The organism is Flavobacterium sp. W21_SRS_FM6 (assembly GCF_052119645.1).
Lineage (GTDB): Bacteria > Pseudomonadota > Gammaproteobacteria > Enterobacterales > Alteromonadaceae > Paraglaciecola.
The window spans coordinates 38,890-51,880 of record NZ_JBGQOM010000007.1 but is presented as its reverse complement, the minus strand read 5'-3'; the positions used below and the strand labels follow the sequence as shown (position 1 = coordinate 51,880).

General features: G+C 43.8%; 10 protein-coding genes. 5 read left to right on the top strand and 5 right to left on the bottom strand.

The window, feature by feature from the left end; all coding sequences use genetic code 11:
* Positions 1-187 precede the first annotated feature (187 nt).
* From ACEN2L_RS12795 to ACEN2L_RS12785, 3 genes are all read left to right on the top strand, one after another.
* Positions 188-1,192 carry an aspartate carbamoyltransferase gene (locus ACEN2L_RS12795; protein ID WP_306024302.1) on the top strand — a complete coding sequence of 335 codons (1,005 nt, stop codon included), beginning with the start codon at positions 188-190 and terminating at the stop codon, positions 1,190-1,192.
* Between the two features lie 81 nt (positions 1,193-1,273).
* Positions 1,274-2,566, top strand: a complete 1,293-nt coding sequence (gene hemL, locus ACEN2L_RS12790) for a glutamate-1-semialdehyde 2,1-aminomutase (protein WP_306024303.1) — start codon at positions 1,274-1,276, stop codon at positions 2,564-2,566.
* Between the two features lie 83 nt (positions 2,567-2,649).
* A complete protein-coding gene (locus ACEN2L_RS12785) occupies positions 2,650-3,741 on the top strand; it encodes an adenylate/guanylate cyclase domain-containing protein (RefSeq protein WP_441744232.1) in 1,092 nt (363 codons plus the stop codon).
* Between the two features lie 16 nt (positions 3,742-3,757).
* Here ACEN2L_RS12785 and ACEN2L_RS12780 read toward each other — a convergent pair whose 3' ends face one another.
* From ACEN2L_RS12780 to ACEN2L_RS12770, 3 genes are all read right to left on the bottom strand, one after another.
* Positions 3,758-4,684: a Dyp-type peroxidase gene (locus tag ACEN2L_RS12780; protein ID WP_441744230.1), complete on the bottom strand. Its 927-nt coding sequence runs from the start codon at positions 4,682-4,684 to the stop codon at positions 3,758-3,760.
* Positions 4,685-4,887: 203 nt separating this feature from the next.
* A complete protein-coding gene (locus ACEN2L_RS12775; RefSeq protein WP_306024306.1) occupies positions 4,888-6,135 on the bottom strand; it encodes an ammonium transporter in 1,248 nt (415 codons plus the stop codon).
* 17 nt (positions 6,136-6,152) lie between these two features.
* A complete protein-coding gene (locus ACEN2L_RS12770; protein ID WP_306024307.1) occupies positions 6,153-6,491 on the bottom strand; it encodes a P-II family nitrogen regulator in 339 nt (112 codons plus the stop codon).
* Between the two features lie 329 nt (positions 6,492-6,820).
* On the opposite strand from ACEN2L_RS12770, the gene ACEN2L_RS12765 reads away from it, so the two are divergent.
* Both ACEN2L_RS12765 and ACEN2L_RS12760 read left to right on the top strand, forming a co-directional pair.
* Positions 6,821-7,189 (top strand): hypothetical protein, encoded by a 369-nt coding sequence (locus ACEN2L_RS12765; RefSeq protein ID WP_441744228.1) that lies wholly within the window; start codon positions 6,821-6,823, stop codon positions 7,187-7,189.
* An 81-nt stretch (positions 7,190-7,270) separates the two neighbouring features.
* Positions 7,271-8,092, top strand: a complete 822-nt coding sequence (locus ACEN2L_RS12760; RefSeq protein WP_441744226.1) for a hypothetical protein — start codon at positions 7,271-7,273, stop codon at positions 8,090-8,092.
* 32 nt (positions 8,093-8,124) lie between these two features.
* Here ACEN2L_RS12760 and mrcB read toward each other — a convergent pair whose 3' ends face one another.
* Together mrcB and hrpB are read right to left on the bottom strand one after the other, a co-directional pair.
* The gene (gene mrcB, locus ACEN2L_RS12755; protein ID WP_441744224.1) at positions 8,125-10,482 is read right to left on the bottom strand and encodes a penicillin-binding protein 1B; all 2,358 of its coding nucleotides are present in this window, start codon (positions 10,480-10,482) and stop codon (positions 8,125-8,127) included.
* The gene (gene hrpB, locus ACEN2L_RS12750) at positions 10,482-12,941 is read right to left on the bottom strand and encodes an ATP-dependent helicase HrpB (RefSeq protein WP_441744222.1); all 2,460 of its coding nucleotides are present in this window, start codon (positions 12,939-12,941) and stop codon (positions 10,482-10,484) included. Before hrpB ends, mrcB begins: the two co-directional genes overlap by 1 nt.
* Positions 12,942-12,991 lie beyond the last annotated feature (50 nt).

Genomic DNA, 12,991 nt, shown 5'->3' with positions numbered 1-12,991 from the left:
AACCAATCTAAGCGTGCTCGCAAAAAAATGCAGTAAAAACAGGCACAAAGCTAGCAACCTCACGTTCAAATATAGGCAACTCACTCTTCGCAACAAATAAGTTCTAAAAGCTCATATTTTCTCTCCACTGCTCACTGAACTTTGCTAAAATACCCAACACTTTTTACCCAATGGTATGTGCGAATTTATGAAGTTTGAAGGCAGTCATATTCTCTCCGTCAATCAATTTGACCGCGAAGCAATTGAAAAAGTGTTCAGTATTGCCAATCAGATGTTGCCTTATGCAAAACGTGAAAAGCGCACCACAGTATTAGATGGTGCCATACTTGGTAACTTGTTCTTTGAGCCCAGTACACGAACTCGTGTCAGTTTTGGTTCTGCCTTCAATTTACTTGGTGGCGATGTACGCGAAACCACCGGAATGAGCAATTCGGCGCTAGCCAAGGGTGAATCATTGTATGATACAGCCAGAGTGTTGAGTGGATATTCAGATATTATTGCCATGCGCCACCCGGACTCTGGTTCTGTGGCGGAGTTCGCCGAAGGAAGTCGCGTTCCGGTTATTAACGGCGGTGATGGCGCCAACGAACACCCAACCCAAGCCTTATTGGATTTATATACGATTCAAAAAGAGTTGACCTATCATGGCGCTAACATTGATGGTATGCATATCGCGATGATTGGTGATTTAAAATATGGGCGTACAGTTCATTCACTTTCTAAACTTTTATGTTTGTTTAAAAATGTACGCTTTACTTTAATTTCACCCAAAGAATTAGCTATGCCCACAGCGATCATTGATGCAATCGATAAAGCTGGGCATAAGTACACGATCACTGAACAGCTTGAAGGCTATTTAGACGCCGACATTTGTTATCAAACCCGAATTCAGGAAGAACGCTTCCCCTCGCAGCAAGAAGCCAATTTATATCGGGGTAAGTTTCGCTTAAATCAGTCTATTTATACCAAACATTTTCAGTCTAAGACAGTTATCATGCATCCATTACCTCGTGATTCTCGAGCAGAAGCGAACGAATTAGACAATGACTTAAATATCAATCCTAATCTCGCGATTTTTAGACAAACAGACAATGGCATATTGGTAAGAATGGCACTGTTTGCCTTAACACTAGGTGTACAAGATATTGTGCACAAATTTGATCGTGACGTGCATTGGCACGTAAAGAATTAACTGTTGTGGGTTATGCCACGTTAGAAACACACTGGCATAACACTATTTTTAATGGCCTTAGGGCTTTGTTAAGAAGTAATTATGCAAAAATCAATCGACTTATTTCATCGTGCGCAAAACCATATTCCCGGTGGCGTTAATTCACCAGTGAGAGCATTCAAAGCGGTAGGTGGCACGCCCCCCTTTATCAGCAAGGCTGACGGCCCTTATATCTTCGACGTCGACCAAAAACGTTATATTGACTACGTGCAATCATGGGGACCAATGGTACTTGGCCATAACCATCCTGAGATCCGCAATGCACTAATAGAGGCGGCTCACAAAGGTTTAAGTTTTGGCGCCCCGACTGAAGCGGAAGTCAACATGGCTGAGTTGGTCAACAAGTTAGTCCCCTCAATGGAAATGCTGCGTATGGTCAACTCAGGCACTGAAGCTACCATGAGTGCCATACGCTTAGCCCGTGGTTACACCAATCGCAATAAAATTTTGAAATTTGAAGGCTGTTACCACGGCCATGCGGATTCCTTATTGGTCAAAGCGGGCTCAGGTGCATTAACATTTGGCGTGCCCAGTTCGCCTGGCGTTCCGGCAGATTTTGCTCAACACACCTTAACAGTAGAATTTAACAATCTCGACTCAGTGGCAGAAGCTTTTGCTCAGCACCCTGACGATATCGCGTGTATTATTGTTGAACCTGTCGCAGGCAATATGAACTGCATCCCGCCAGTAGACGGATTTTTAAGTGGCTTACGGGATATCTGTAATCAATATGGCGCCTTACTCATTTTTGACGAAGTGATGACAGGCTTTCGTGTTGCCCTAGGTGGCGCACAGCAAAAATACGCCATCACCCCAGACTTAACCTGCTTAGGGAAGGTAATTGGTGGCGGTATGCCAGTAGGCGCTTTTGGCGGAAAACGTGAAATTATGGAACGTTTAGCACCCGTTGGGCCTGTTTACCAAGCGGGGACTTTATCGGGTAATCCGGTCGCTATGGCGGCAGGTTTAGCGGCGTTAACGGCTATTCAGCAAAATGGACTGTACGAACAACTGACTGAAAATACTAAAATGTTAGCGGAAGGCTTTAAAAGCATGGCCCACAAGCACGGTATTCCAATGACAGTGAATTATGCTGGTAGCATGTTCGGTTTGTTTTTTACCGACGTAGAACGCGTAACGAACTACCAACAAGCGATAAACTGCAATACCAAGCAATTTAATCAGTTTTATCACGGTATGTTAGAAAATGGCGTTTACTTAGCCCCAGCATCATATGAAGCGGGATTTGTATCTGCTGCCCATACAGCTGATATCATCGAGCAAACCTTGCTTATAGCTGATAAAGTGCTAGCTGAAGTGGCTGCCACTAAGTAGTATCAGTCAAATCGGCCTGCCAAACCTCGTTTTGTAGGCCATTTTCCTCATTGCTTAAGGGCACACTACATGACCAGTATTGCATGCTAGCTCAGTTGACTCAGCCACTGCCCCTAAGCTTGTTGGTCATCATCGTGGTATATACGCTGCTCCTGATCCTTATGTGGCGCAAACTACCACGCCCCGAAAAACAAATGTTTCCTTTACTGAGTGCATCATCAAGCAAAGTAGATGAGCATCAAGATGCTGAAGCCATTCAACGCTTTAAAGATAAAGCCGATGAATCCATGCGCTTAACTCAGACCTTCCGAAAGTTTGTACCCAAACAGTTTGTTGATCATTTTGCCAAACACGGTTCTTCATCTCTTGAACTAGGCCGCGCTGATGAAGACGAACTAGCGATCTTATTTTGTGATATTCGCGGCTTTACTGGCCTGTCTGAAAAAATGAGCCCACAAGAATTAATGAATTTTCTCAATTCTTACTTTTTGCGGATGAACGACCCCATTCACCAAAATGGGGGCTTTATCGATAAATTTATTGGTGACGCCATTATGGCTTTGTTTGATCGTCCGGAAGGCGAAAACTCCGACAAAGCGCAAGACGCCATTCGGGCGGCACTTGATTTACGTTATGCCATCAATATTTATAACCAACATCGGAGTAACTCAAATTATCCGCCGATCAATATTGGCATAGGAATCCACTTTGGCCCTGTCATCATTGGTACCGTGGGGTCTGATGATCGCATGGATACCACTGTCATTGGTGATAGCGTGAATATTGCATTTCGCTTAGAAGCCTTAGCGCCACTTTATCAAACAGATATCGTAGTGAGTGCCGCAACCCTTGACGTTGCAGAAGCCAAGGCGCACTTTAGTTTTCGAGTATTAGATCTGGTGAGGGTAAAAGGTCGTCGTTCACCTATAGAAATTTATGAAATCATTGATCACTTACCCATTGAAACCCAGCGTTTGAAATTAGCCAATTCAGACTTAATCGCCAAGGGCTTACGCAATCGTATTAAACAAAACTGGCCTAAAGCGCTAGGGTATTTTGAACAAGCACGGCAGATCAATCCACACGACTCATTGGTAAGGCATCACTTAGAACAATGCAAAAAATTACAGCAACTCGAGTTAGGCACTGATTGGGATGGCGCGATTTTACTGTAATAGTAAAGAACAGCGTTTATTGATTTTTAGCGTGTTGCTTAATAAAGTTTACCGATGGCGCAAAAAAAGCACCGCCAGTTTGGGCATTCATATAATCCAGTAATCTGTCGTACAGGCCTTGTTCTGTTCCAAATATCATGCTGCGCAACATCTTTTTAAAGGGTTGTGGACTGCTTGCACAACTAACAAACATACTGCCTTGCACCGACATATCCCCAAAAGGCATACTGTGGCGTAATAACTCAATTTTTTCTAGATTATCAGCGCTATGGTGACTGCGCTTGGCGTGCGAGTAGTCAGCCATTTCGTCAGTATCAAAGGGTACATTGGCACTCTTACTGCAGCCCATAATGTCCTCTTGCGAGGACTCATGCAGTAATTGCCAGCTTTGCATATTAATTTGATAGCGTTGCACGTGCACATAACTGCCACCAGCAAAATCAGGATCCTTGTCACCCACAACCGCAATAGCAAATTTCTGCATGCCCTTGGGATTAGAAACCGACTCCATAAAACCGGTTAATTCACGCCCATCTAAATAGCGAAAACCTCTCACCTCCTCCACTAAATCTACATGAGGTTTAAGTAACTGACAAATTTCGACGCCCAAGGCATGGCATACATCGAGTCTATCGGCGCGAATTTGCACAAATAAGTCGCCAGGTGAAACTGGGGCATTGCGATCTTCGCAATGCATATCAGGAAATGGCGCTAACTCTTGAGGAATCAAACCAGGATACAGCTCGTGCCAATAATGCGCGCCAATGGCGATAATGCCAGACACCATGGCCTCATAATATTCGTCATCAAAATGGGTAAACAATTCCAAAATGTAAGCCAGCTTCGTACGTATAGCTTCATCTTCATCGTCGACAACGTTGAAGATTAAGTACAAAGAGTGCAAATTCGGCTCTGCACAAATGCCTTTCTGGGCTTGGGTCATATAACCAATAGTCGCTTAAATTTCTTAAGCTAACTATACGTTATTATTGAATTTATTGAAGTTTTTCGTTGCAATTTTGCGCCATAAAAAAACCCCGCTATTTGCGGGGTTATGGCCTTCCTGACTTAGGTATACGAGAGATTTATAATCTCCCGGCCCCATGGTGCTTTTATTATTTTTATACCATTTAACTCTTTGAAAAATTAACCGCGTTGGCTAGTGAAATCAGGATAGGCTTCTAAGCCACACTCGCTAATGTCAACACCTTCGAACTCTTCTTCTTCACTGACGCGGATACCGATGACTGCTTTGATAATGGCCCAAACAATTAAGCTCACTACAAATACCCAAACAAAGATGGTAGCAGCGCCAATGAGTTGACCAGAGAAGCTTACGCCGTCGTTAGTCACTGGCACGAGTAATAGACCTAATAAGCCGACTACACCGTGAACCGAAATCGCACCAACAGGATCATCAATTTTTAATTTATCTAAACCTAGAATACTTAATACAACCAAGATACCACCCAAAGCGCCAAACAAGGTTGCTTCTAATGGAGAAGGTGTTAAAGGCTCTGCAGTGATTGCCACTAAACCAGCTAAAGCGCCGTTTAATGCCATGGTTAAGTCCGCTTTTTTGAATAAGATACGCGCTAAAATAAGAGCGGCAACTAAACCACCAGCAGCAGCTGCATTAGTGTTTAAGAATACTAAAGCGACTGAGTTAGCGCTTTCAACACTGGCAAGGGCTAATACTGAACCACCGTTAAAACCAAACCAGCCCATCCATAAGATAAACGTACCTAGCGTTGCTAAAGGTAGGTTAGAACCAGGAATAGCATGAGTTTTACCATCAGCGCTATATTTACCTTTACGAGCCCCAAGTAGTAACACACCGGCTAAGGCTGCAGCAGCACCAGCCATGTGTACGATACCTGAACCTGCGAAGTCAGAAAATCCTAAATCACCAAGAGTATACATACCAAATACAGACTGTCCGCCCCACGTCCAGCTACCTTCCATTGGATAGATGAATGCTGTCATGACAACTGCGAAAGCTAAGAATGCCCATAACTTCATACGCTCAGCGACCGCGCCAGATACGATTGACATTGCGGTAGCAACAAAAACAACTTGGAAAAAGAAGTCTGAAGCAGGTGAGTACGTAGCTGGCTCTTCGGCTACGCCAGTTGCACCATCCGCAGCAATGCCTGATAAGAACATAACAAACTCATCGCCACCGTACATGATTGAGTAGCCACAAACCATGAACATGATGCAAGAAATCGCATATAACGCGACGTTTTTAGTTAAAATTTCAGTGGTGTTTTTAGCACGGACTAAGCCCGCTTCTAACATGGTGAAACCAGCAGCCATCCACATGACTAAGGCACCACAGATTAAAAAGTAAAATGTATCGAGGGCATAGCCCAATTCAAATGTAATTTCCATTGTTCTCTCCTAAGCTACTAAATGGCTTCGCCGTCGATTTCACCAGTACGAATACGTACAGCGTGCTCTAAGTCATAGACAAATACTTTACCGTCACCGATTTTTCCGGTTTTAGCCGAACCCACAATGGCTTCCACTAGACGGTCGACATGATCGTCTTGAACTGCGATTTCTAATTTTACCTTAGGCAAAAAATCAACTTGATATTCTGCACCACGGTAAAGTTCTGTATGACCTTTCTGACGACCAAAGCCTTTAACTTCGGTTACAGTTAAACCATCGATTCCAATTTCGGAGATTGCTTCGCGTACATCATCAAGCTTGAAGGGCTTAATGATCGCAGTTACTAATTTCATGGTGTTGCTCCCAGTGTTTTATTGATTTTGTATTGCAAGTCGCTGAACAACACATAACAAGTCCTATGCCACAAACAAAAAACCATATTTTTCAATGTGTTAATCAAATTACGACCCCAAAAACATGTTTTTTTTGCACACAATTGGTTCGCAAAACGGTTTTCGACCCACTTTGGTGCACCAGCGCGTTTTGCTGGCCCTGATGAGTAACAAGATAAACAGTCGTCAAAGAAAATTGCTTCCCTTATAATCACTTATCATCATTTCACTTGGTAAGCTTTTCTCTGAGCCGGTGAAGACACACTGTTTCAGCCTAAAAAGGAGCGCGTATGCAATATGAAATAAGCACTGTTAACGACACCGTTACGGTTAAATTTGAAGGGACCCTTAGCGCATTAGATTTAATTTTTATGAATCAAGATCCAAGCTATCGACAAGCGCTGAATCACAACACTAAGTTGTTTTTAGACTTTAGCCAAATTGTTGGCTCAACGCTCACTGCCGAAGATACTACAGGTTTAGCATTATTAGGCAAACGGGATGCCGAAAAAACCACCAACATCCATTTGGTGATATTGCTTGGGTATGCTGAAGCTGAAGGTATTGGTATGGTTTTAAAAACTATTTTTGCCGGGAGCACTTGGAAAGTAACGGTTGCAGAAACTCGAGACGAAGCTCGACAAGCACTGCAACAATAGAACCTGAGGGGCGAAGGGAACTTTATGCTTTTTATAGGCTCTACGCTTGACGCAAATAAAATGGATAGGTCGATTCGATAAGTGCTAAAAAATCAAAATAGTCGATTGGGCATTATCGTAGTTGCTTCCATTTTAATCCATGCTGTTCTCATTGCCGCGCTTTATTTTGGCAAAAAAGCTCCGATTGCCCTCCCTGAGACGCCGTCGATAATTCAAGCCGAATTGCTGTTTGTAGATACGGCAAGCTTTTTACCTGCCGAAGCATCACAAGCTCAAGAAGAGGAACTTCCCGCTCCCGAGCCAGAAACTGAACCTGAACCTGAACCTGAGAAACCTAAACCAAGCCCAGCGACGACTGAAGAGAAAACGCAAGCACAGGCGATTATTTCTGAGCCGAATGAGCCGCCTCCTCTACCAAAGCCTGAGGTAGAAGAACAGCAAGAAGACCAAGAATTGACTGATGACGTCGTGCCTAATGAAACACAAGAGCCTTTTGCCAACGATACCATCTTATCTGCAACTGAAGCTGTAAAAAGCTCAGAAAACACGATTTATCAACAACCCATACAGGACGTTGCAAAAAGTCAGCTGCATTCACTCCAACAACGTCAGTTAAATAGCTTAGCTGCGCAAGCAGCGAGTGAGTACCGGCAACAGCGTGATCATCCAACAATAGGTGCGCCAGTAGGGGATTCATTCTTAACTGAGGAAGAACGATTTACGCAAAAAATCACAACCAGTGTTGATTGCAGCTCAACCACTAATCAAACGCTAGCGGTTGTGATGGGAATAATGGGCGGTCGAGTAAAATGCAGTGAACCGCCCCCTTTTGATTCATTTATTCAAAAGCGCTTAAACAAACGCGCAGAGTTACCCGCATTGCAAGATAAAAATAAGCCGTAAAACGGGTAGCCCTGGCATCACGCTCTTTGCGATTATCCGAACAATCGTTCCCACAGGCTTTTGGATTTTTCTGGCTTGTTTGACTCACCGATGCAGCTTTTGGGTGCCTTAGGCAAGGCAGCGCTAATGGCAGGCAAGCTCATGGTATTTTTACACCCTGCCTGACTGACCATACCGCTAGCAATGTCAAAATGCGCAATACTGAGGCCCTCAGGAAAACGTCTTACAAACGATTTGGGCGCTTGGCGCTTTTGATAATCAATAAAGATTTGCATTGCGCCGCTGGCACCACTTAGGTTGACCGGTTGATTGTTGTCTTTGCCAATCCATGTTGTCACCAAAATATTATTATCATAACCACTGAACCAGCTATCACGATAATCATCCGTTGTACCGGTTTTACCCGCCATATTGATGCCAGCAAACTGCTGATGAACTTGTTTAGCCGTACCTTCTAACGTTACTTTATGTAGCGCATAATTTAGAAGATAGGTGGCTTGTTCGTCCACCCTTTGCTCGGGCGCTGCAGTAAAGCGCCATAACAAATCGTTATCTGGCGACATGATGTTAGTAATGCTATGCAAGGGTAGATAACGGCCATGATTCGCGATAGTTTGAAACATTTGATTGACTTGTATAGGCGAGAAATTTACCGCGCCTAAGGTCAAAGCGGGATACAAATCAATGTCCTCTTCAACGCCTAGCCGCCAAATTGTATCGCTTATCGCGCCTAATCCGAGTTGCATACCTAGCGACACGGTAGGAACATTTAAAGACTGCACCAAAGCCGTCATCAATGGCACTTGCCCTCTAAAGGTTTTGTCAGAGTTCAGCGGCTCCCACACCTTTCCTTGACTACTCTTGAGGGTGATGGGTTCGTCGGTAAGCAAGGTCGCCAAATTATACTCAGCAGATTGCTCGAGTGCAGTAAGATAAATGGCTGGCTTGACTAAAGAACCAATGGCGCGCTTCGCATCAATGGCACGATTAAAGCCAGCATAATTAAAGTCTTTGCCTCCCACCAAGGCACGAATTTCACCTCTGGCAATATCCGTTACTACCATCGCACCTTCAAATTCTGTTTTTCCTAAGCGCTTCTCTTGTTTCGCCACGCCTTCTGAAAGAGCAAGCTCGGCCTTAATTTGTGCATTGGTATCTAGGGTAGTAAACACCTTCAAACCCGACTGGCGAATGTCAGGATTAACCAACACTGTATTGAGTTCACGGCGTACCTTATCCATGAAGGCAGGGTGTTTGTCTTTTTTCAAACTCGCACCAGAGGCGAGTTGCAGATTATTGGCGACCGAATTTTTGTAATCCTTAGGCGTCAATAGGTTATTTTCCAACATGATGCGCAACACCAGATCACGGCGTTCTTTAACACGTTCAGGGTGTTTACGTGGATTGTAGTAAGAGGGCCCTTTGATAATACCCACTAACATTGCCATTTCTTCCACGCTTAATTCATTGATTGGGCGATCAAAATAAAAGAAACTGGCTAAACCAAAACCGAATACACCATTATTGCCGTTTTGACCAAGGAATACCTCATTTAGATAGGTTTCAAGAATTTCATTTTTGCTGTATTTCGCATCAATGATAATCGCCATGTAGGCCTCTTTTACTTTCCTAGATAAGGATTTTTCATTGGTAAGAAATAGGTTTTTAACGAGTTGCTGTGTAAGAGTACTGGCGCCCTGTACCGCTCTACCCGCTGCAATATTGGCTAACAAAGCCCGCATGATAGACATAGGAGCCACGCCATGGTGTTGATAAAAATCATTATCTTCAACTAACACCAAGGCTTGTAAAAATGCCGGAGGAACATCCTCTAAACGCACTAACATACGGTCTTCGCGGCCCCCACTGACAAGGCGCGTGACGAGCCAAGGCTCGAGATCAATTTGTTGCAGGGCATTACCCACGGGCAACTCACTAATTTGGCTCACTCTACCCGAAGTTATAGCAAGTTCGATATGACGAATGTCTTCAGCACCGTGAGGGAAATCAAATTTTCGCCTGACAAAACGAATCTTATTTTGCCCAAGAAGCTGGTACTCTCCCGAACTGTCTGCTCGATTTACCTTGCGATATCCTAGTAACTTAAGCTCTTCGATGATTTCAGACATGCTGATTTCTTGTTTGAGTTCTAAATGTAAGGGACGAGCAAAAATTTGAGCTGGGACCTGCCATTTATTACCACCAAACTTGGCTGAAATTTGGGTATTGAGGTAAAAGCCATAGGCGGTAAATACGACCAGACATACGAGAGTCAATTTCCACCAATGGCGCATCAACCATGCAAATGGATTTAACTTTTGCCACAGTGAACGTTTTTGAGTTGTTGCTGCGCTTGCTTTAGACGTGTTAGATTTTGTGGATGTGCTCATCAGGATAAATTCATTTTCTTTTTAGTGGTGGTGGTCGCAGGAGAACTAGCTGGCTCGTCTGGCCAGAAATGACGAGGATAACGACCTTTCATTTCTTTTTGAACCTGTTTGTAACTTCCTTGCCAAAAACCCACTAAATCTTGGGTTGTTTGCAAGGGCCGATGTGCCGGTGAGAGTATTTCTAAGGTTATCGGGATCAGACCTCGCGCCACTTTTGGGTGTTGTTGCAAGCCATACAGTTCTTGCATACGCACGGCGAGTGTCACCTCTGAATTTTCACCATACGACAAAGGATGATGACGACCACTTGGCAACATTAACTGGGCTGGTAATAATTGCTCAATAGTTTGCCACTGTTGCCAATTAAATTGATTTTTAAGCAAGGCATAAAAGTCAACCTTAGTTAATTGCGCCCAGGTGGTGAGTTGCTCAATAAACGGCAGCAGCCAGGTGTCTAGATCAGATAATAGTGCCGAATTAGACATATCTGGTAAGGGCTCTTGCGGTAACAAACGTTGAGCAAGAGCGACTTTGTGCTGCAGGGATAAACACGCCTCGTTGAAACCAAGCGCTGCAATACCGCGATCTTCAATAATAGTCCGCCAAATTTGTTGTATTTGCTCCGCTGAGGGTTTCGCTAAATTGTCTTTTTGCAGGACTATTTTCCCTATTCTGACTTCTCGAACTGCAGAAATTCTTTCAGCCGATTTATCCCAACTGAGTACGTCTTTACGTTCAATTGTTTCAGCAAAAATAGTCATCACTAGATTGGTATTCAAAGGTTCTGCATAGCGAATTTGCGCGTCATCTTTTTGCTGGTCGGTGACCATCATATTGGCCACAATGAGCCACTCAGCGCCAACCAGAGAGTCATCTGCTTGTAATTTTACGCCAGAGCCTGAGGCTAACAAGTAACGATCGTTTTGCCGACGCTTGGCCAGCCATTGGGGAAAAGCAAAGGACAATATTAGAGACACATCCTCTAAAGGCCATATCGACAATGTAATCTTGAACTTTTTATGCCATTGATGAATTTGCTGCCATACAACATGCTGTTTATTTGCCAGTAAAAAATTAAGACGTGTACTGAACTGTGCGCCTGCTTGTAAGCCCAAAGGATCTTTGTGTTCGAGTAAGGATGCAATAGCACAGGCTAAGCTTAAATGGGCATCACTTTTAACGGCACTTTTTAATAGCATACTGGCCATACTCGGATGACAGCCAATTTGATGCGCTTGGCGTCCTTTTTCAGTGAGCTTTAGTTGCTCATCAACAAAACCTAAACTCTGTAATAACGCCTGTGCCTGCTGTATTTGCACCACGCTAGGATAGTCTAATAAGGTGAGTTGTTTGATATCCGTACCCCACACAGCCACTTCTAAAACAAACGAAGCCATATCACTTTGCAAGATTTCAGGGCTCGATTGTTGACTTAGGCGTTGCTGCTGCTCTTGACTCCATAAACGATAACATACCCCTGGACCTAGTCGTCCCGCTCGCCCAGCACGCTGAGTGGCGGAGGCTTGAGAGATTTTTTGCAAAGATAACTGACTGATCCCTCGGTTTAAATGAAAAACAGCACGTTTTTCAATGCCACTATCAATAACGACCTCGATGCCTTCAATAGTTAAACTGGTTTCAGCAATATTGGTTGCTAAGACAATTTTACGTTTACCCGCGGGACTGGGTTGTAACGCTCGTTGTTGCTGCTGACTACTAAGATCACCATACAAGCTATGAATTTCAACCTGCTCAGCAAAGCGCAGTATTAAACCTTGCGCCACTCGTTTTATGTCTGCAATACCCGGTAAAAATACTAGGACATCTTTTTGATGTTTCGGGAACACCTCTGTGACTAATTTAGTTACTTTATCAGCCAAGGATGCTTTGCCAGTGTCAGGGCGATAATGAAGGTCAACCGGAAAGCTTCTACCGAGTGATTCTAATACCCGTGCGTCAGGTAATATTTGTTGTAAAGCAGTGACATCCATAGTGGCTGACATCACTAACAACCGTAAATCTTCCCTCAGACCTTGTTGTACCTCTAAACAGAGTGCCAACGAAAAATCAGCATGCACACTACGCTCATGAAATTCATCAAAAATGATTAACGCTACTTCTGGTAAGTCAGGTTCGTGTTGAAGCATCCGAGTAAGTATGCCTTCAGTAACAATTTCAAGCTTGGTGTTAGCACTTACTTTTACTTCACCTCTTATTCTATAGCCAACGGTTTGACCCACTGGCTCATTTAGTTGTTCTGCTAAGAACTGTGCAATGTTTCGTACCGCAATACGTCTGGGTTGGAGCATAATGATTTTTTGGTCTGCAAATAACTCTGAACGCAACAAACTTAAGGGCAATTCGGTTGACTTACCTGCACCAGGCGGCGCAACAACAATAGCATTGCCCCGTGTAAGTTGAATATGCAACTGCGGCAAAATGGACGTAATAGGTAACAAATAGAATCTCGTTGAACTATAAAGTAAGTGGGGTAAGCTAGCCCTATGAT

What these genes read in the sequence shown, in the direction of transcription:
- ACEN2L_RS12795 (WP_306024302.1), top strand. Translation starts at nt 188, where the DNA reads ATGAAGTTTGAAGGCAGTCATATTCTCTCCGTCAATCAATTTGACCGC.
- hemL (WP_306024303.1), top strand. Translation starts at nt 1,274, where the DNA reads ATGCAAAAATCAATCGACTTATTTCATCGTGCGCAAAACCATATTCCC.
- ACEN2L_RS12785 (WP_441744232.1), top strand. Translation starts at nt 2,650, where the DNA reads ATGCTAGCTCAGTTGACTCAGCCACTGCCCCTAAGCTTGTTGGTCATC.
- ACEN2L_RS12780 (WP_441744230.1), bottom strand. Translation starts at nt 4,684, where the DNA reads ATGACCCAAGCCCAGAAAGGCATTTGTGCAGAGCCGAATTTGCACTCT.
- ACEN2L_RS12775 (WP_306024306.1), bottom strand. Translation starts at nt 6,135, where the DNA reads ATGGAAATTACATTTGAATTGGGCTATGCCCTCGATACATTTTACTTT.
- ACEN2L_RS12770 (WP_306024307.1), bottom strand. Translation starts at nt 6,491, where the DNA reads ATGAAATTAGTAACTGCGATCATTAAGCCCTTCAAGCTTGATGATGTA.
- ACEN2L_RS12765 (WP_441744228.1), top strand. Translation starts at nt 6,821, where the DNA reads ATGCAATATGAAATAAGCACTGTTAACGACACCGTTACGGTTAAATTT.
- mrcB (WP_441744224.1), bottom strand. Translation starts at nt 10,482, where the DNA reads ATGAGCACATCCACAAAATCTAACACGTCTAAAGCAAGCGCAGCAACA.